This is a genomic window from Acinetobacter sp. CIP 64.7 (assembly GCF_000369745.1).
Taxonomy (GTDB): Bacteria; Pseudomonadota; Gammaproteobacteria; order Pseudomonadales; family Moraxellaceae; genus Acinetobacter; species Acinetobacter fasciculus.
This window is the reverse complement of record NZ_KB850179.1, coordinates 450,536-468,259: the sequence shown is the minus strand read 5'-3', so window position 1 is coordinate 468,259 and position 17,724 is coordinate 450,536. Positions and strand designations below refer to the sequence as shown.

At 39.7% G+C, this 17,724-nt stretch carries 21 protein-coding genes and 1 pseudogene; 13 read left to right on the top strand and 9 right to left on the bottom strand.

Going from position 1 to position 17,724, the window contains the following annotated elements:
* Positions 1–11: 11 nt before the first annotated feature.
* On the top strand, positions 12–494 hold the full coding sequence (locus F890_RS08550; protein WP_005246495.1) for a hypothetical protein: 483 nt from the start codon (positions 12–14) through the stop codon (positions 492–494).
* A gap of 113 nt (positions 495–607) precedes the next feature.
* Here the strand turns inward: F890_RS08550 and F890_RS08545 are convergent, their stop codons facing one another.
* The 4 genes from F890_RS08545 to tusD are packed head-to-tail and all read right to left on the bottom strand — an operon-like array spanning position 608 to position 1,999.
* A complete protein-coding gene (locus F890_RS08545; RefSeq protein ID WP_004280207.1) occupies positions 608–919 on the bottom strand; it encodes a TusE/DsrC/DsvC family sulfur relay protein in 312 nt (103 codons plus the stop codon).
* A 14-nt stretch (positions 920–933) separates the two neighbouring features.
* On the bottom strand, positions 934–1,218 hold the full coding sequence (locus F890_RS08540) for a DsrH/TusB family sulfur metabolism protein (protein WP_004646886.1): 285 nt from the start codon (positions 1,216–1,218) through the stop codon (positions 934–936).
* Positions 1,219–1,235: 17 nt separating this feature from the next.
* Positions 1,236–1,586, bottom strand: coding sequence for a hypothetical protein (locus tag F890_RS08535; RefSeq protein ID WP_004280210.1), 351 nt, complete (start codon positions 1,584–1,586; stop codon positions 1,236–1,238).
* Positions 1,587–1,630: 44 nt separating this feature from the next.
* Entirely contained in the window at positions 1,631–1,999 is a 369-nt protein-coding gene (gene tusD / locus F890_RS08530; RefSeq protein ID WP_005266468.1) for a sulfurtransferase complex subunit TusD, read from the bottom strand.
* A 70-nt stretch (positions 2,000–2,069) separates the two neighbouring features.
* Here tusD and F890_RS08525 point away from each other — a divergent pair, with 70 nt between their 5' ends.
* The 6 genes from F890_RS08525 to F890_RS08500 all read left to right on the top strand — a co-directional run bounded on the left by F890_RS08525 (position 2,070) and on the right by F890_RS08500 (position 7,123).
* On the top strand, positions 2,070–3,080 hold the full coding sequence (locus F890_RS08525; protein ID WP_005266466.1) for an NAD-dependent epimerase/dehydratase family protein: 1,011 nt from the start codon (positions 2,070–2,072) through the stop codon (positions 3,078–3,080).
* 138 nt (positions 3,081–3,218) lie between these two features.
* Complete coding sequence (gene fumC / locus F890_RS08520) at positions 3,219–4,613, top strand: class II fumarate hydratase (protein WP_004280213.1); 1,395 nt, start codon at positions 3,219–3,221, stop codon at positions 4,611–4,613.
* 125 nt (positions 4,614–4,738) lie between these two features.
* Positions 4,739–5,230: a hypothetical protein gene (locus F890_RS08515; RefSeq protein WP_005246483.1), complete on the top strand. Its 492-nt coding sequence runs from the start codon at positions 4,739–4,741 to the stop codon at positions 5,228–5,230.
* 432 nt (positions 5,231–5,662) lie between these two features.
* Positions 5,663–6,265, top strand: coding sequence for a nitroreductase family protein (locus F890_RS08510; RefSeq protein WP_005107029.1), 603 nt, complete (start codon positions 5,663–5,665; stop codon positions 6,263–6,265).
* Between the two features lie 126 nt (positions 6,266–6,391).
* A complete protein-coding gene (locus F890_RS08505; RefSeq protein WP_005266463.1) occupies positions 6,392–6,754 on the top strand; it encodes an immunity protein Imm33 domain-containing protein in 363 nt (120 codons plus the stop codon).
* Positions 6,755–7,123, top strand: coding sequence for a hypothetical protein (locus tag F890_RS08500; RefSeq protein ID WP_005266461.1), 369 nt, complete (start codon positions 6,755–6,757; stop codon positions 7,121–7,123).
* 705 nt (positions 7,124–7,828) lie between these two features.
* On the opposite strand, the gene F890_RS08495 is transcribed toward F890_RS08500, so the two are convergent.
* On the bottom strand, positions 7,829–8,797 hold the full coding sequence (locus tag F890_RS08495; protein WP_081398964.1) for an IS30 family transposase: 969 nt from the start codon (positions 8,795–8,797) through the stop codon (positions 7,829–7,831).
* 328 nt (positions 8,798–9,125) lie between these two features.
* On the opposite strand from F890_RS08495, the gene F890_RS08490 reads away from it, so the two are divergent.
* The 4 genes and pseudogenes from F890_RS08490 (at position 9,126) to F890_RS08475 (ending at position 13,641) form a co-directional block, all read left to right on the top strand.
* On the top strand, positions 9,126–9,887 hold the full coding sequence (locus F890_RS08490) for an alpha/beta fold hydrolase (RefSeq protein WP_005107025.1): 762 nt from the start codon (positions 9,126–9,128) through the stop codon (positions 9,885–9,887).
* Positions 9,888–9,980: 93 nt separating this feature from the next.
* A pseudogene (locus F890_RS08485) lies at positions 9,981–11,657 on the top strand (ImcF-related family protein); the annotation flags it as partial.
* 183 nt (positions 11,658–11,840) lie between these two features.
* A complete protein-coding gene (locus F890_RS08480) occupies positions 11,841–12,608 on the top strand; it encodes an OmpA family protein (RefSeq protein ID WP_004280226.1) in 768 nt (255 codons plus the stop codon).
* Positions 12,609–12,759: 151 nt separating this feature from the next.
* A complete protein-coding gene (locus F890_RS08475; RefSeq protein ID WP_004282326.1) occupies positions 12,760–13,641 on the top strand; it encodes an IS982-like element ISAba9 family transposase in 882 nt (293 codons plus the stop codon).
* Positions 13,642–13,711: 70 nt separating this feature from the next.
* Here the strand turns inward: F890_RS08475 and F890_RS08470 are convergent, their stop codons facing one another.
* From F890_RS08470 to F890_RS19230, 4 genes are all read right to left on the bottom strand, one after another.
* Positions 13,712–15,046: an ISNCY family transposase gene (locus tag F890_RS08470; protein WP_004646891.1), complete on the bottom strand. Its 1,335-nt coding sequence runs from the start codon at positions 15,044–15,046 to the stop codon at positions 13,712–13,714.
* 202 nt (positions 15,047–15,248) lie between these two features.
* Complete coding sequence (locus F890_RS08465) at positions 15,249–15,635, bottom strand: AMP-binding protein (RefSeq protein WP_004729800.1); 387 nt, start codon at positions 15,633–15,635, stop codon at positions 15,249–15,251.
* 35 nt (positions 15,636–15,670) lie between these two features.
* The gene (locus F890_RS19235; RefSeq protein ID WP_004729798.1) at positions 15,671–16,081 is read right to left on the bottom strand and encodes a thermostable hemolysin; all 411 of its coding nucleotides are present in this window, start codon (positions 16,079–16,081) and stop codon (positions 15,671–15,673) included.
* The gene (locus tag F890_RS19230) at positions 16,059–16,400 is read right to left on the bottom strand and encodes a thermostable hemolysin (RefSeq protein WP_004729797.1); all 342 of its coding nucleotides are present in this window, start codon (positions 16,398–16,400) and stop codon (positions 16,059–16,061) included. Before F890_RS19230 ends, F890_RS19235 begins: the two co-directional genes overlap by 23 nt.
* Before the next feature lie 186 nt (positions 16,401–16,586).
* On the opposite strand from F890_RS19230, the gene F890_RS08450 reads away from it, so the two are divergent.
* Together F890_RS08450 and F890_RS08445 are read left to right on the top strand one after the other, a co-directional pair.
* Positions 16,587–16,973, top strand: a complete 387-nt coding sequence (locus F890_RS08450; RefSeq protein WP_004729795.1) for a diacylglycerol kinase — start codon at positions 16,587–16,589, stop codon at positions 16,971–16,973.
* 39 nt (positions 16,974–17,012) lie between these two features.
* Positions 17,013–17,723 carry a phosphatase PAP2 family protein gene (locus F890_RS08445; protein ID WP_005100420.1) on the top strand — a complete coding sequence of 237 codons (711 nt, stop codon included), beginning with the start codon at positions 17,013–17,015 and terminating at the stop codon, positions 17,721–17,723.
* Position 17,724: the final 1 nt, after the last annotated feature.

Sequence of the window (17,724 nt, the reverse complement as noted above, 5' to 3'; positions counted from 1 at the left end):
AGGACATAAAAATGAATGATAAAACAATTCTGTTCTATGTAATACTCGGATTGCTATTGTTTGGGACTTTAGTCGGTATTGGCTATCAGGTACGACAAGAAATCTATCGGACGAATTTTACTGATCAGACCCATTCTGATCCGGTCCTGCCAGCTGAAAAATCGGCAAGCTATATATCTGTTAACTCTCCTGAGAATAGTCAAACTACGAATAAGGAACAGAATGATACGGTTGCAAAGCAAAGCGAATTATCAAAGCAACAAGAACAGTTATATCTGGACTTTACTCAGATCATTAACGCTTTAAGTGAGGGACAACGACCAGATCCTCACCAAGTCAGTTTGTTGATCACTCAGCAGCAAAAACTGGTAGAGGCCCAACTGGTGAGCAAGGCCGAAGCGAAAGCACAAATTGATTTTCTGATTAAGGTTCTGCCTGAAATGGATCATGAATTGCATCGGGCATTGCGAGTATTAGAACAAACTCGAATTTGAAAAATTAGATCCAGATGCATCTTTCATTATTCTAAGCCTAAAAATTGCTCTCATAAAAAAGCCCAAAATATGATTTGGGCCTTTAAATACATACTTTAAAAAGCTAAGTATCTTTATAAACAGTTCGCAGGCTTGGGTACACCAGCCAAACGGCTTAAGTGACGGGCCACCAGACCAGTATTAAACTTTTCTTGAAGCATGGCATTATTGATATCGGCACTGACAGTTTTCATTAAAAATTTAATCAGTGGTCGTGTTGCTGGTGAATGACCAAACTGCTGATAGAACTGACGTACCGCTTGCAGAATTTCAAAATGCCAAGGAGTTAAGCTCAGTTCCAGACTATCGGCCAGCACTTGAGCGACTTCTTCATTCCAGATGGTATAGTCAACCAGATGGCCATCTTGATCCAATTCTAAATTCATATCTAACTCATTTATTATTTCATTGAAATGCAGCGATTAAACTCGAGGCAAAGATCTGCAAAATCCGCATAATTCAAAAGCTTTATCTGATCAGGCAAAGGCTGTACTAATAACTCCGCATCATTTTTCAGTATGTGAATTTTCGGCAAGCTTTGAAGAAATGAATGCTCTAGCAGCAAAACCGCTTCACCCATCAGCACGACCTGATCACCCATTGTATAAGTTTGAGCCAGTTGCTCTAGGATCTGCGCTGTTGCCGAATAGCTGGATTGGATCAGATAAAGTGTGTGATTTGACATTTTTATATCCTTGTTCCTTACCAATACATCACATGATCAAAGCTTTGAATAAATTCAGAATTAAGCTCAATAAATTCGATTTCTTGTTCGCTCTGTGCCACAAATGAGGAATGCTGGTTTTTTTTCTCAATCAGAATCGGAGTGAGATCATAAAACTCGAAACTGTCGACCATATTTGATGCCAGTTTGAATGCATGATGCACCTGGTCAAATTGCAGGTCTGAATGCAGCAAACTGAGGGCAGCACTTTGTAGCAGGACTTTAACTTCTGCGCCAAAAGTTGCCAGGACCATCGTAGCCGATAGGCTTTCATGCACCTGCAGACTGGTCAGATTGGCTTGGGTTAATATAACAAGTACAGATTTCACACAAGATTCCTTGGAAAAGCAACACATTCTAAAAAATGAAACATCTAGAATTGAATGAGACGTTGTGAGGACTGAACAGCATCGGCAAGTTCACCTAAACCGACCAATTCAAAGGCATCTGCCAGATTATGCTGCTGAATATTGTGACGTCGAGCATTGTCCAGATCTGTAATTCCACGTGCCAATGCTGCACTTACACAGACCGGGAGGCGAATCTGTAGCGCTTGCCATGCATGTGTAAGATGACGTTGATCGTCGGGTATCCATTGCAGTGCATTTGCGACCGATACGCCGTCCTGATAGAAGAATACACGGAATGCTTCCTGTTTATCTTGCAAGGCCTGAGCCAAACCCAGGGCATGCCAGGCATAAATGGAAGTCGGTGCGGAGGTAACAAGAATTAAGGTGCTCATCGAAATTCACTACAGGCTTGATCAATAGCAACAGATTGATCTTGGCTTCATCAGAAAGTAGGTAGTATAAATGATTTTAGTGACGGGTGGATTAGGCTTTTTAGGCTCACATATTGCTTTAAGTCTGTTAGCACAAGGACTAGAGGTCATTGTGGTCGATAATTTGGCCAATGCCAACTTACAGACTCTGGAGCGTCTTGAATTTATCTCCGGCATGTACGTACCTTTTATCAAGATTGATATTCGCAATACCCCAGCATTGAACAAAGTCTTTGAGCAGCATTCGATTCAGGCTGTGGTACATACCGCAAGTTTTAAGTCACTGGAAGAATCAGTATTAAAACCACTTGAATATTATAATGATAATGTCAGCTGTATTATGAGTCTCATGCGTGCCATGCAACGTACCGGAGTGCGTCATCTGGTACATTTATCCAGTTTGGCGGTATATGGACAATCTGGCACAGATTTAAGCGAAGATCTGCCTTTTAACTATACCTATCCGAATCCCTATATCAAATCGCAACAGATGGTTGAGGAAATTATCCGCGATACTGCCAAAACTGACAATGAATGGCGGATTGCAATCCTACGTCTTTCCAATATCGCAGGTGCCTTTGAACACGGTGTACTGGGGGAAGCAGTGCCACCTTTGCCAAAAAATATTTTGCCTTTGGCGATGCAGGTCGCTGCACAGCAACGTGAATATCTGGAATTACGCCGTCAGGCCCATACTGCGGATGGCACAGTAGAACGCAGTTTTCTGCATGTCGCAGACTGTTGTGATGCCGTGATCAAGTCCTTGCAATGGCTGTCACAACAGCAGGAATTAAAATGTGAAGCCTTTAATATTGCTGGTGAATTGATTTCCATACAGGATTTGCTAGATCAACTGGCTGAAGTGACTCAATCTGCAATCAAAACCATGGATGCTTTACCATATCCCCATGCGGAAATGGATCAATTGGGGGCGAACATTGAAAAGGCGCGAAATATTCTACATTGGCAACCTCAGCGATCACTCAGAAAGATGCTTGAGGATGAATGGTTGTTTTATCAGAATATGCTCAGAGGACAGTAAGTAAGAGTATTTAGCTTATATTTGATAATAATTATCATTTACATTATTATTGTAATCGATTACTTTAAATAAATAGATTAAATCATTGATATAGAAATTCCTAAAATCAGTAACAGGCAAGAAGAATTGAGGTTGAACATGCAAACACGTATTGAACATGACACGATGGGAGAGGTGGCTGTACCGAGTGAGGCTTTATGGGGCGCTCAGACTCAGCGTAGCTTGCAAAATTTCAAAATTGGCAATGAGCGGTTGCCACGGCCAATGATTCGTGCCATGGGACTCGTCAAAAAAGCGGCTGCCTTGACCAATGCCGAGCTAAACCAGATTCCCCAAGAACTGTCACGCTATATCGTGGATGCGGCAGATGAAGTCATCAGCGGGAAATGGGACAGTCAATTTCCACTGGTAGTCTGGCAAACTGGTTCAGGTACACAAAGCAATATGAACTGTAATGAGGTGATTGCCAATATTGCCAACCAGAAATTGGGCAATCATTTAGGGGCACAAAAACCGGTTCATCCAAATGATCATGTCAATCGTGCCCAATCTACCAATGATTCATTTCCAACTGCGATTCATGTGGCTGCGAGCTTGCAGATTAATGAACTTTTAATTCCGGCTGTCACACGTTTACGCGATACTTTATATGCCAAATCTCAGGATTTTGCCGATATTGTAAAAATTGGCCGGACACATCTACAAGATGCTACGCCTTTAACCTTGGGGCAGGAATTCAGCGGTTATGTCTCTCAGCTGGATCATGGGCTTCTTCGTCTAGAACAGGCATTGGTCGGACTATATGAATTACCATTAGGCGGTACAGCGGTTGGTACCGGTCTGAATGCCCATCCTGATTATGCCGTTCAGTCTGCTAAAACCCTGGGACAATTAACTGGCTTGCCATTTGTAACTGCGCCAAACAAGTTTGAGGCTTTGGCAGGCCGTGATGCTGCGGTATTTGCTTCTGGTGCATTAAAGACTTTAGCAGTGAGCCTGAATAAGATTGCCAATGATATTCGCTGGCTAGCCAGCGGGCCACGTTGTGGTTTTGGTGAATTGCGTATTCCTGAAAATGAACCGGGTTCTAGCATCATGCCGGGTAAGGTGAACCCGACGCAAAGTGAAGCGATGACGATGGTGGTCGCGCAAGTTCTCGGAAATGACACCACCATTAACGTGGCAGGTGCATCAGGTAACTTTGAACTGAATGTATTTATGCCGGTCATTGCCTATAATCTGTTGCAATCCATCCAGCTTTTAGGCGATGCGTGTAACAGTTTTAATGATCATTGCGCCGTAGGCATTGAGCCGAATCATGAGAAAATTGAACATTTCCTGCATGATTCTTTAATGCTGGTCACGGCATTGAATCCGGTCATTGGTTATGAGAATGCAGCCAAGGTTGCCAAAACAGCTTATAAGGAAGGAAAAACCTTAAAACAGGTGGCTGTTGAACTGGGTTTAGTCACCGCTGAACAGTTTGATGAAGTGGTGCGTCCTGAACAGATGGTCTCACCGAATGCTAAATAAGGGCCGGAGCACTTTTATTTTCAATCTTTACGCCTTTTTATCATGGAATAGTCAGCAGTGGTTTTTATCTCAGGCAGAGTTGCGTACAATAGTGCTAGATGAGATTAACCACTGATGATTGTTTTATGCTTGATATTTATTTAACAGATGTTCAAAGAAAGGTGCAATTCAAGGATTATCCAAGTGAGCATCCTGTTAAATTTATTCTGAATTTTAAAAAGATTTTCCCAAGTGTGATGGAACTTCTTTTACCTGTGCTTCCGGATAATGAAAATCTGGAAGAAATGTCTTGGGAATCGACCAGCGATGATTTTGAGACCTTCCAGATGTTTTTAACAGGATGGGGTATTATCGAACTGCGTTTAAAAGCAATTACCCAGTTTAAACATAAAGCATTTGCGGATCGTCTGGTTAAACAAGCCCAACAGAAACGCAAAGACTATCAAAAACAGCAGACTAAGCTAACCACAGTTGAACTGGATTATTTGTTTATGCATGAGATGCATGCTCTGATTGATGCAGAACTGGTGGAACTCGGTGAGAAATTCTATTTACCGATTTTACGTGAGCTCTGGAAGACTAAAGTATCTGCTCAGGTGCTGAACGCGAAGTTTTAAATCGGTTTTTTAGCTTTTAATTATAAAATTAATCCTCCAATTTCGGGGGATTAATTTTTATCTGCAAGATGAGATTTATTTCATGATGTGCTCTCTCTTAGAATAGCCTAAGCAAGATTAAATTTGGTGATTGAAGGTCTTTATTCTTAAAATTTTGATCAATAATAGCGCATGTTGAACCATTGTTTAGCGTCAGGCACTCGCATAGGGCAGTAGTTTTAACGATTGTTCAAAAAATAGATGAAAATGATCATTTTTAGCTAAAAAATATATAAAAATATCAATTAAATAGCCTAGTAATTGAGTCCATTATTTTTTAAGGTATATAGGCTTTATCTCACGTTAAAGCAAAAGCTCCATTGATTAGCTATCCTTCATAAAAATAACTGAAGGTTCAAATTTTCCCGAAGATATATCCCAGGATTTTCAAAAATGTCGAATCAGTTTTTAGATTTAATTACTAAACGCCGTACTATTTATGCCATTGCCAAGAATGTTGAACAATCTCCTGAACATCTAACTGATTTGATTCAGACTGCAATTAAGCAGAGCCCATCTTCTTTCAATTCTCAGTCTTCACGCGCCGTCATTTTATTCAATTCGGAACATGAAAAGTTCTGGGGCTTCGTCGCAGATAAATTAAAAAGCTATGCCAAAGATGAAGAAAGCGCTGCAAGAACCACAGCAAAAATGGCAAGTTTTGCGGCAGGGCTAGGCACTGTTTTATTTTTTGAAGATCAAACAGTTATAGAAGGCTTACAGGAACAATTCCCATCTTATGCTGATAACTTTCCAATCTGGGCAGAGCATTCGACTGCGATCGCGCAATTTGCAACGTGGACAGCATTGCATACAGAAGGTCTGGGTGCATCATTGCAGCACTACAATCCGATCGTGGATGAACAGGTACATGCGGAATGGGACATTCCATCGAACTGGAAGTTGCGTGCACAGTTGGTCTTTGGTTCGATAGAAGGCGAGCCACGTGCCAAAGATTATCTGGCGGATGAAGAGCGCTTTAAAGTCTTCCAATAAGCTGAGATCCATATCTGCGCTTAACACGGTTTAAGGGCAGATATTTTTTAGATCTCGACGAAATCCCAATCAGCTTCATTAAAATTAAGTTAAAATAGCGCGCTAATGAATGATGAGTAAGACCGAATGTCGAAAAACACGCAAAACCTGTCACCTTTACAAGAACTGATCGCGGAACAAAAACTGCTCTGTGAAGAAGTAGGTTCGGCTTATGTTGAAGTGAGTGGTGATGATGTGGTTGCCGTGGCCGTACATACCTTGAAACAGGATCCAATTGTCGGCATCCGTAAAAAGCCTGAAACGGCTGAAAATATTAGCTGGTATATTTATGGTGGAGAACCTTCAAGTGAAGAAACTTTTGAAACCATGACAGTACGTGAATTACAGGACATTGCACCAGAAGTTTTATCGTATCTGGCTCTGGAAACAGGTTTTCGTTTCATGATCGATGCCGATGATTATGAAGATGTCTGGAAAGAAGAAATTTAAATGCTAAAAAAATCATCTTTCATTTGTGCTGGATTATTATTAGGACTGAGTAGCGTAGTCTTCGCACAGCCGCTTTCACAAAGTGCCTATGATGAGTTTATTTCAACACAGACTAAAATCGTGAATGAAACCAAACATATTTTAGATGAAGATGATCAAAAGGCAGATGCCCAAACTCAACGCCAGGCTTTCTGCAAGCGACTGAAAGCCTATCAGGATATTCAAAAGGTGTCCGAAGAAAACAGCAGTCTGAATATGGCACCTACGATGTCTATGATTGCCAGAAATTTTCTTGAGCGGCAGGATCAAAGTTTGACTAAATCTGGAATGACGGCGAGCGTATTTTGTAAAAATAGGGAAGTAGAATAAGTTATAAACTACTTTTTTATCTTGAAAGTTTTTCGCAGTGGAATAAAAATAAAGTATCTAAGTCTATTTCACAATCAAATTTTATAGATATTAAAACCTGAAAGACCATCTCCCGAATATCATTTGATAAAGAGTTTGTTAAGTTAATTAAAATTTATTTTAATGTGAATACCTCATACCTCGGGGATATATCCACTGTATTCAATCTATTGATAAGAATAAATGAATAATCGTGGTTTTGTAATTTCTAAAAAATGTCTTATTTATGCGGTGTATTTCTTGAACAGAACAATTTAAGTAGGATAGCGTGATTGCACGCTTATATAAGCTACTAATTTAAGCATATTAAGATACTAAAATAGCCTAAGCAATACATAATTTTAACAACTTTATCAAGAAAGGGAGAGAGGGGAAATTTATAATGTTGATGTTTACTACCTGTAACTCATTTGGACTTAAGACGTATTATTCTAAACAGAATCAAGTGGATTAATAAGCTACTTATGAATAGTCATTTTTTGATAAATAATAAGCAATAAATAATTAAAAACAATATTTTCAAAATTACCTCAGTCTATTTGGGTAATAACAGCGAGTTAGTTTAAGAAACACTCTGACCTAAAAGTGGTTTACATGTTATTAAATCCCAGTTTTAGATTTTCATTAATTTTATTTAGTCTGCACCACAACTCAACCATGGCGAATTCAAACATGAGGTGCGACAGTTTGAAAAGTCTTATGATAATCAACAAGCTGAGCAAATTTCTCTAATGGTGTAAGCCAATCTAACGCTTTTCTAGGACGAGTATTCAGTGACATGGCAACTTGATTTAAATAATGCTGATCTGCCTGATTTAAATCAATCCCTTTAGGTAAATATTGCCTAATTAAACCATTCATATTTTCGCATGTGCCTTTTTGCCAGGGTGAATGTGGGTCACAGAAATATACATCTATGCCTAAATCTTCTTCAAGTATTTTATGTTCTGCCATCTCGCGTCCACGGTCATAGGTCAACGTTTTACGCAGTTCTGCAGGTAAATATTTCAGAGCTTCAGTTAAAGCCTTGCGCACTGATTCTGCCTTTGCATCAGGTAATGTTGCCAAGATACAGAGCCGTGTATTTCGTTCAATAAGTGTTGCTATCGAACTTTTATTGTCTTTACCTTTAATTAAATCAGCTTCCCAATGACCCGGTATTTTTCTTTCTTGAACTTCGGCTGGGCGCTCATGAATAGTTTTAATATCCTGTAATATAGAATCTTTTTTAGGTTCACCGTTAGCTTTTCGCTTTTTATTTTCATGACGCAGACAGGATAATAAGTCTTTTTTCAACTCACCCTTTGGTAATGCTCGTATCGTTGAATAAATCGTTGTATGGCTTACATTCATTGTTTGATCCAAATCAGGAAATGTCTTTAAACGCTTTGCTATTTGCTGAGGAGACCATAAACAACGGATCGCTTCAACAATAAATTTCCAGAGGATTGAATCGATTTTGAGTTTTCTGTGACCACGTCTACGTCTAGCGAAGGTGTTATCAGAAGCATATTGAGCTTGATAAACGTCATTGATGCTATTTCTTTTAAGCTCACGATAGATCGTACTAGGATGTCTTTTAATGAGTTCAGCAAATTTTCTGGCTGAAAAGCCTTCTTTTCTTGACTCAAGCATTAATGCAGTACGATCTTCAAAGTTAAGATGATGGTATGACAATTTTATATACTCCATAAACCCTTTAAATTAATTAGGTGGTTTATGTCGCACTTCAAGTTTTACTCTGCCCATCTTCTTTCATATTTATAGATAGCCAAATATCCATCCAGATCTAAAATCGTAATTTTAAATACTTATGATTCGTTTATGAATTATTTAGCCTAAGCAAAATATATCCCCATAAAATAGCCTAAGCAGGATTTTATATTTAAAAATTTCGCAATTGATTAATTCCAAATATAAACCCACTATAAACACTTAAACAAAGAAATCATGGAATTCTCAAATGATCCTAAATTATCAACTTCAACACCACGAAACGTCAGTACTATCTCCAATGGTCTTCATTCATGGTTTATTCGGTAGTTTAAGTAATTTAGGCGTACTAGCTCGATATTTTTCTGAGCAAAGAACCGTGATCCAACTTGATGTATGCAATCATGGTCTTTCTGCTCATAGTTCAGACTTAAATTATCAGCTTATGGCTGAAGATGTCCTAGAAACTTTATCCAGTTTAAATATTCAAAAGTTCGTAGTAGTAGGGCATTCCATGGGTGGGAAAATTGCCATGAAATTGGCTGATTTAGCCCGTGTACAAACTGAAAGGTTGGTCGTCCTGGATATTACACCAATCCAATATCATGAGAGTCATCATACTGAGATTTTTAAAGCTTTATTTGCGGTGCAGCAAGCAAATGTTGCTTCACGACTTGAGGCAGCAAAAATTATGCGTGAATACATTGATGAAGAAATGGTAATTCAGTTTTTATTAAAATCCTTTAATAAAGGGCAGTGGCTCTTTAATGTTCAGGCTTTATTTGATCATTATCCAGATATTATGGATTGGGAAAAGGTCGAAAAAATTAATCTGCCAGCTTTATTTCTTCGTGGCGGTAATTCTTTTTATATCTCAAAACCTGAACATTTTGCGGCAATCAATGAACAATTTTCTCAGGCGAAAATTGAATGCATTGAAAATACAGGACATTGGCTGCATGGTGAAAAACCAGATGAAGTCATTAAACATATGCAGACTTTTCTAAATTAATTTACGATTTCGCACTCAAGGCTGAAATGTTTGAGTCTGTAATTGTCCTTCATGAATGAGTTGATGCGCCATTTCAGCTGTTTTCTTTAAACCGAGAATGCTCAGACAACCATGTTGGGAAGTTATGCCTTACCCGGTTTTTATAGCTATCAAGCCTGGAACGAATATGTACAACCTGCCATAGAAACCGCGGCGCAAAGCCCAACTGAAAGTAAAGATTGGGTACTTAATACATCACAGTCTGATGATTTGAGTTTTAGTGGCAGTCCTGAACAAATTCGACGCCAGCTGACTGAAATGTATAAAAAAGAATATATCAGCGAATGGCGTAAATTCTTGGGTGCCATTTATTATGCCAAGGCCGGTGACTTTAATCAGCAAACATATCAGATAGATATTCTTAGCGAACCAGAAAACTCACCGATTCGTAAAGTCATACAACGGGTAGCGCAAGAAACCAGCTGGGATAATCCAATGGTACAAGCTGAGTTGGCGGTTCCACAAAAAGGTTTTATTGCCTGGTTTAAACGCAAGATATTGCAACGTCATGATGGCAAGTTGGCACAGAATTCTGCATCGACTTTCTCTCAGGGGATGATTGCCAAAGACTTTCAGATCTTCTACCAGATTGTACGTACACGAGATGATTTGCAGAACCGGTCGCTGCTGGATGAGTATATGCAATCTCTGGCCAAGATACGGAGTCGCTTTAATGATCTAAAAAGTTCTGGAGATATTGGTCCGGCGAGCATGATGCTCCTTAAGCAGACCGTTGATGAGCAGAATTCTATCTTTAATATCACTCAAAAGTTTGTGGATGAGAAAATGTCGGTAGGAACCCATGAGCTGGATCAACAGCTGATTAAGAAGTTGTTTAGTGTTCCTCTCACACGTTCCTTTGAAAGTCTGATGCTTCCGGCACAAGCTGAAATGAACGAACTCTGGCTAATACAGGCCTATCAACCATTTAATGCAAATTTATCGCAAAAATATCCGTTTAGCAGTCAAGGTAGCTTACAGGCAACCTCTCAAGAAATTAATCAGATTTTTGGTGAAAATGGCAGTATTTCCCGTTTTGTCAAAGAGCATCTTGATCCCTTAGTGATCCGTCGTGGCTATAGCTTAAGCTCGAAAACCTGGCAAGATTTAGGGCTTAATCTAAATCCTGTGTTTGTTGCAAACTTTCAAAATTATGTCGCGCCTGTGAATGGTATGGCAACTGGTGAGTTAAATAATACCAGTCGTCAGGCAGTGAGACCCAATCAATCTAATTTCCAGTTTTACCCACTGGAACAGGCTCATTTATTGGCTTATACCATTGATATTGATGGACAAAGAATGCTATTTGAAAACGGAATTCAACAATGGGTGAATTTTATCTGGCCAAATTCCGGCGCAATTCCAGGCGCACGGATCACGGTGATTGATTTGGAAGGGAAGACCCATACCATTTTTGATGAGCCTGGGGAATATGGAATCAATCGTTTGATTGATAGTGCTCAGCGTACACAAAAAGGCAATATTTTTGAAATGGTCTGGCGCAGTAAAGAGAATCCTGAACTATTTGTGAAGACCAATTTTCGGTTGGTGAGTGGGAATAATACAAGTTCTATCGGAAGTAATCCAAGTTATAGTAATTTGCAGTTGGTGGATCAGGTGGTTTCGAATAAAGCAGTAAGAGTGGTCGCAGCTCAGAATAAGACGATATCAGGAAAAACTGTTCAGACAACTACCACGGCTGCTGCAAACATAGGAACTTCAGCGCCATGACATTGATCAATCAATTATATTGTAAATGGATCACGTGGGTGAATTGATATGAATTAAAAACAACTAATTTTAATGTAGAAAATAATTCAAGGTTGGCGGCACTAGAATAGTCTTTAACTGAAAATCAGATGAGCCTGACTCAAGGCATTAAATTAATTAAATAAACATTTATAGAAGCATAAAATGAAAATAAAAAATAAATACTTAAAGTTAAATAAAATCATTATTTTATCCTGTTTTTTAATTGGTTTTAATGTGCATGCACAACCTGTAATTGCTGAAGGTAATGTACCGAATAACAATAGTAAGCAAGCTATTTTGGCGAAATTGCATTCAAATTATGGTCAGGAAAATGTGATAGATCGCATTCAGATTCGTCAAGTAGTGGCATCAACGGATTGGTCGAATATAGTCAGTGATGTGATTAATAAAGACCTTAAAAAAGTTAAACAGGGAACGTTAACGGTTAAAGGTTCTGATATTAAGCTAACGGGTAAAGTATCAAATTTTTATGAAATTCAGGATACTACAGAAAAATTTAAGGGTTTAATACCTGAAAATTATCGTTTAAATGCACAGCTTTCAGTCAATCAGGCCGAACAGCGGATTATTGATGCTGCATTAAAGAACCGGATTATTGAATTTGAATCTGGCAGTGCAGTATTAGCAACCTCAGGTATACAAATTCTGGATGAAATGGTCAGTGCCTTAAATAAGGTTAGCGGCAAAAAAATACGGATTATTGGACATACGGATAGTTCAGGCGATATTAATAAAAATCTCATGTTGAGTCAGCAACGTGCAGAAGCAGTGAAATCTTATTTAATCGCAAAAAATGTTCCAACACATTTACTGAGTACTAAAGGCTCAGGTTCAAGTAAACCTGTAGCGGATAATGCAACAGCTGATGGTCGCAAGAGAAATCGTCGGATTGAATTTGAAGTGCTTTAACGTTTAAGTTGCTTGAGCAGCAGCTATAAGTATATGGTGAATGCAGTTATATGAACATATTAGGTTGTACCCCAATCTCAACTTTTTAAGTGATTGAAATAAAAAGGACATAACCCTATTTTAGTTTCCACCAAGAAATTAAAGCAAAGTTATGTCCATTGAAGAATTTATCATTTTTGTCTATGTAATCATAGAAGAACTTTATCCCATTGTTGTTACTCAGCCCCTGAGAACTCGTGGTTTTCCGCCTGCTGTTACTGATGCAGAAATCATCACTATGCAAATAGTAGGTGAATTTCTTGGTTTAGATACAGACAAAAATATTTGGATGTATTTCAAAAACAATTGGTTAGAATGGTTTCCAAAATTAGGATCTTATCCCAATTTCTGTAAACATTGTGCAAACCTGTGGCATGTCAGTCAATCCATTATGGCACAGCTCATTCAGCGTTATGGTTCAGATAACATTCACTTTATTGATGGCTTCCCACTCCCTGTCTGTAGTTATACCAGAGCTAGAAAGCATAAAAACTTTAAAGAATACGCAGGTTTTAGTTATTGTGCTGCAAAACAAGAAAAATATTATGGTTTCAAAGCTCATATCGTCATTAATCTTTCAGGCATGATTTCGGGTTATACCTTTGCACCTGCTCATTGTGATGAGCGAGATGTTGCACCTGAAATTACGAATGATATTTACGGTTTACTGGGAGCAGATAAGGGCTATTTAAGACCAGAATTGAAACGATATTATGAATATCAGGGTATTGATTTACAAACACCCTTTAGAAAAAACATGATAGATTTCAGACCTAAAGAGACACTGCAAATACTGATGAAAGCCAGAAGAAAGATTGAAACAGTGATTGGTCAATTAACAGATCGCTTTCACATTCAGAAAGTGAGGGCAAAAGATCTATGGCATTTAACCCACCGCATAACTCGTAAAATTCTGTCGCATACAATTTGTGTGGTGCTAAATAAAAAGCTTGGTCATTCACCAATTCAATTCGAAAATCTTATTTTAAGTTGAGATTGGCGTTAGGTTGTGTTATTCACCAATTAAAATGTCTATGCGATAAACCATTTAAAATGTCCTGTTTTTAACCACAAGAGTCAAGCACAGGATTTAACTTTCTTTGTTCAATAACAGCTTTCTGAGCTTTACAACTCGGCATACTTTTCTTGAGACGGGAACGTTTATTCTGTTTTTCCAACTCTTCATGCTGTTGCTGAATATGTGCCAGAACTGTACCTAACCGTTTATTCTCAACGATCTCATTCTGCTGTAGCCCAGCTAATTTATTGAAAATGCTGTAGTTGAGCTTTCGTCCCTCGTGCATGAGGGCCACAGTCCCATCCGGGTACTCCAGAAATGAAATATATTGCCCAACAAGCTTATGATTCAGCTCTGTCGGTTCAAGCAGATAAATACATTTGTCATAGGTCAGGGTCAGATTCTTGGTGACCTTACGCAGTTCCTGCCAGGTAAAAATATCATCCAGTTCAAGATGAGATTCGGTTAATGGCCGATGTAAATTCTTTGAGTCTCGCGCACACTTGGCAAACTTCTGATTGAAATGCTCAATAAAGCAGGGCAGCCAGGCATTTGCCTCGGCAATTGAACAGATACCTTCTAGGCGCATTTCCTTGATCAGGCGATCCTGGAGTGTTCTATTGGCACGTTCCACACGGCCTTTGGCCTGGGGTGAGTTGGCGAAGATAATATCAATATTTAACTCATTCAGAATCCGCCCAAATTGCGTGATCTGGCTATCTTGGCTCGATTTCTGATTCACTCGGAATACCGAGTGTTTATCGCTATAAAACGCTAAAGGCTTGCCGTATTGCTCAATGTAGGCTCGGGTTGAAAGCATATAATCAAAGGTCGTTTCAGCCTCACAAAAGCGCAGATGCAACAGCTTTCCAGTGGCGTCATCGATATAAACTAGCAAGCAGCATTTGGAAGCTCGACCTTCAAACCAGTCATGATATGAGCCATCGATCTGGATCAGCTCACCGAAGCAATCACGGTTATATCTAGGCTGATACGGACGTTTCAGGCGCTTGGATCGAGGAATCCAGAGGTCATTTGCAGTCATCCAGCGACGAACCGTTTCTACCGGGATATGCAGGCCAAACATGCTGCTGAGCTTCTCATGAGCCAATGTAGGACCAAAGCCAAGTAAATGTTCAGAAATAATGGAAAGACATTCTGATTTTAACAGGACGTCATGGCGACGATGACCCGGTTGACCACGACTGGCATGTGCCATACCTGAGACACCATCTTGATTGAGCTTCTGCAATAACCGGGTAATTTGACGGGTGGAAAGATTCAGGATTTCAGCAGCACGGACCTGGGTAATACGATGATCTCTAACGTCTTGCAGAACTGCAAGACGTTGAATTTCTTTATCAGACATAGTGATCAGCATCTATATTTTATATCCAGTCCATGGTGATAAAAACCATCATAAACCAGACATTTTTATTGGTGAGAATATAGACACTTTAAATGGGTTCTAACAATAGTATTTCGTATAATGTATATTATGTTAAATAAGATACACTTAACCATAAGTTCATATCTTCCTTGTCCATAAAAGTGAATTTTGAAATTTTTAGAAGAAAATTGAATTAAATGGAAATCTCATCTCTACTCATGTCTTTAGCTAGATTTAACAGCCATTCTGGTGCAGAGAAAGATTCATCCAGAATACAGAGCAGCTCGGTTCGGCTGTCGGAAAGCAGATGCCGTACCTGCGCTGCAGTAAAAAACAGAGGCACCGGAATCACGGTCATGCCGGCTTTTTGTGCGGCAAGATCGACCACAATCCAGTCGATGCTGTTCACGCCCCATAAGGTCAGACGTCGCAGATTAAGCTGCATGAAACTGGCACTCAATAATTCTATCCGCCGTTGTAGTTCCGCATAGCTCAGTGTTGCCTGTGCGGTAACCACAGCTTCTCGCTGCGGATACTGGTGTGCTTGTAGGCTGATACGTTCAAATAAAGCAGTCATCATTTAAATTCTGTGCCTCGGTAATCAAGCAAAATGCTTTAATGACTAAATTGATAAAGTTGACGAGCGACTTGTAAGGCCTCTGCCACATCAATCGCCAGCACATAAGGTTTCTGCTGGTAATAGCTGCCCCACAGGTGCTGTGCATCTCCTAGGACTTGCGGATCAGCCTTTTCAAGCACATGAAAACGTAATCCCATCTGTTGCAACACATAACGTACTGCAGTTGTTCCGGTACATACTGCCCATTCGATGTGTTGCTGCGAGAGATGAAAAACCAGAAAGGCCACCATCAGTTTGGCTTTGTCCATATCTAGTGCTGCCAGATTGCCAATTTCTACTACTTTGTCTCGGCTGACCGTGGTCTGGCTGAGCTTGCCAAGAATATTTTCAATTGGTTCATCGAGATACTGTTCCAGAAAGGCATTAAATTGATTTAAATGCTGCATTCACCACCTGCATCTCGGCACCGTGATAACCGGCAAACAGGGTCGAAGAGAAGCTCGATACAGTGGCCTGATGGACTTGCTGATATTTTTCCTGAATAAAATGTTCCAGGCTACGGCGTTCAGGTGTCTCGCTTTGTTCTACAGTTTTGACCGTCAAATGTAGCGATTGATCCTGTGCTGAAATTACCGGATACGCCGGAGGTACTTGTACTAAAAATTTATTGTGATGGATTTGTTTTTTATATTCAGGCTGCTTGAAATATGTATTTAGAAAGTGAATCTGACTAGATAAATAAGGATCAAAACTGAACTTGATCATTTGGCTCACACCACGAAATTAACTTGCTACTCAAGATAGAAGTCCAAACTTAAAAAATTCTTAATTTTGTGCAAAAGAATGTAAAAGCTGTGTGTATAAAAAATCCAGAGAACGGCCGGTTTTTTAAGAACATTTTAAGATTGAAAATTTAAGTTAATCCTATCTCTTGTTAACTGAAACTGTTCTATGTCTTCCTACCGCTCACCTTATAAAGGCACCTCAGGAACGCAGCGTATTTTTAATGCGACCCGTTATTCCCTGGCTGGTTTTAAAACCGCCTTTCAAAATGAGGCTGCCTTCCGGCAAATTCTGCTGATCAACCTTATTTTGATTCCTCTAAGTTTTTGGATGCCGGTTAGTCCAGCTGAGCAAGCGCTGATGGTCGCCGTATGCCTACTGGCGTTGATCATTGAACTGATTAACTCAGCGATAGAGGCAGTGGTAGACCGTATTTCCATGGAACGGCATGAACTGTCTAAAAATGCCAAGGATATGGGCAGTGCGGCTCAGTTTGTAGCACTCAGTTTAATTGCTCTGACCTGGGGCATCATTTTGGCTGGTCATTTGATTTGACCTCTGCTCTTGCTACTGCCTGAAATGGACAACTTAAAAATGATCACTGACCGTTCCCGGTTTTTACTGACCCAAACTTTACTTTTAATCTTCAGTTTTTTGATTCTTCTCAACTTCTTTGACATTGGAGGAGTGCTGGACTTACAGCTCATCTATCCATTTATCGATGATCAGGGTCAATTTCCCCTTCGACAACAATGGGCACTGGCAGAACTCAATCATCGCTATGTGAAAGACCTGCTGATTCTGGTGTATATCACATTATTGCTGGGCTGGCTGGCATCACTGAAATGGCAAAACTGGCATATACGGCGCTGGGAATTTGGCTATTTTTTTAGCATGGTAGTGCTGACCACGGCCTCGATCGGAATTTTAAAATCTCAGTCGGCCCATGCCTGTCCCTGGGATATGACCATACCTACCCATAACGGGATTTTGTGGGATTTTAGTGCTACTGCGGGCCACTGTTTTCCTGGAGGGCATGCATCTAGTGGTTTTGCGTTGATGGCTGGTTATTTTGTTTATCGCATTTCTAACCGCAAGCGTGCTTATTTTCTTCTGATCGCTGCAGTAATTTTAGGGTTGACCATGGGCTGGGCACAAATGATGCGCGGAGCACATTTCCTGAGTCATAATTTATGGACTGGCTGGATTATCTGGTGCATGAATGTCATTGGCTATACGTTGTTTAGCCATAAACTACCCATAGAAAAGACCACTCCTATACTCTCTAGTATCAGGCAACCTTAAC

What these genes read in the sequence shown, in the direction of transcription:
- F890_RS08550 (WP_005246495.1), top strand. Translation starts at nt 12, where the DNA reads ATGAATGATAAAACAATTCTGTTCTATGTAATACTCGGATTGCTATTG.
- F890_RS08545 (WP_004280207.1), bottom strand. Translation starts at nt 919, where the DNA reads ATGAATTTAGAATTGGATCAAGATGGCCATCTGGTTGACTATACCATC.
- F890_RS08540 (WP_004646886.1), bottom strand. Translation starts at nt 1,218, where the DNA reads ATGTCAAATCACACACTTTATCTGATCCAATCCAGCTATTCGGCAACA.
- tusD (WP_005266468.1), bottom strand. Translation starts at nt 1,999, where the DNA reads ATGAGCACCTTAATTCTTGTTACCTCCGCACCGACTTCCATTTATGCC.
- F890_RS08525 (WP_005266466.1), top strand. Translation starts at nt 2,070, where the DNA reads ATGATTTTAGTGACGGGTGGATTAGGCTTTTTAGGCTCACATATTGCT.
- fumC (WP_004280213.1), top strand. Translation starts at nt 3,219, where the DNA reads ATGCAAACACGTATTGAACATGACACGATGGGAGAGGTGGCTGTACCG.
- F890_RS08515 (WP_005246483.1), top strand. Translation starts at nt 4,739, where the DNA reads ATGCTTGATATTTATTTAACAGATGTTCAAAGAAAGGTGCAATTCAAG.
- F890_RS08510 (WP_005107029.1), top strand. Translation starts at nt 5,663, where the DNA reads ATGTCGAATCAGTTTTTAGATTTAATTACTAAACGCCGTACTATTTAT.
- F890_RS08505 (WP_005266463.1), top strand. Translation starts at nt 6,392, where the DNA reads ATGTCGAAAAACACGCAAAACCTGTCACCTTTACAAGAACTGATCGCG.
- F890_RS08500 (WP_005266461.1), top strand. Translation starts at nt 6,755, where the DNA reads ATGCTAAAAAAATCATCTTTCATTTGTGCTGGATTATTATTAGGACTG.
- F890_RS08495 (WP_081398964.1), bottom strand. Translation starts at nt 8,797, where the DNA reads ATGCTTGAGTCAAGAAAAGAAGGCTTTTCAGCCAGAAAATTTGCTGAA.
- F890_RS08490 (WP_005107025.1), top strand. Translation starts at nt 9,126, where the DNA reads ATGATCCTAAATTATCAACTTCAACACCACGAAACGTCAGTACTATCT.
- F890_RS08480 (WP_004280226.1), top strand. Translation starts at nt 11,841, where the DNA reads ATGAAAATAAAAAATAAATACTTAAAGTTAAATAAAATCATTATTTTA.
- F890_RS08475 (WP_004282326.1), top strand. Translation starts at nt 12,760, where the DNA reads ATGTCCATTGAAGAATTTATCATTTTTGTCTATGTAATCATAGAAGAA.
- F890_RS08470 (WP_004646891.1), bottom strand. Translation starts at nt 15,046, where the DNA reads ATGCTGATCACTATGTCTGATAAAGAAATTCAACGTCTTGCAGTTCTG.
- F890_RS08465 (WP_004729800.1), bottom strand. Translation starts at nt 15,635, where the DNA reads ATGATGACTGCTTTATTTGAACGTATCAGCCTACAAGCACACCAGTAT.
- F890_RS19235 (WP_004729798.1), bottom strand. Translation starts at nt 16,081, where the DNA reads ATGCAGCATTTAAATCAATTTAATGCCTTTCTGGAACAGTATCTCGAT.
- F890_RS19230 (WP_004729797.1), bottom strand. Translation starts at nt 16,400, where the DNA reads ATGATCAAGTTCAGTTTTGATCCTTATTTATCTAGTCAGATTCACTTT.
- F890_RS08450 (WP_004729795.1), top strand. Translation starts at nt 16,587, where the DNA reads ATGTCTTCCTACCGCTCACCTTATAAAGGCACCTCAGGAACGCAGCGT.
- F890_RS08445 (WP_005100420.1), top strand. Translation starts at nt 17,013, where the DNA reads ATGATCACTGACCGTTCCCGGTTTTTACTGACCCAAACTTTACTTTTA.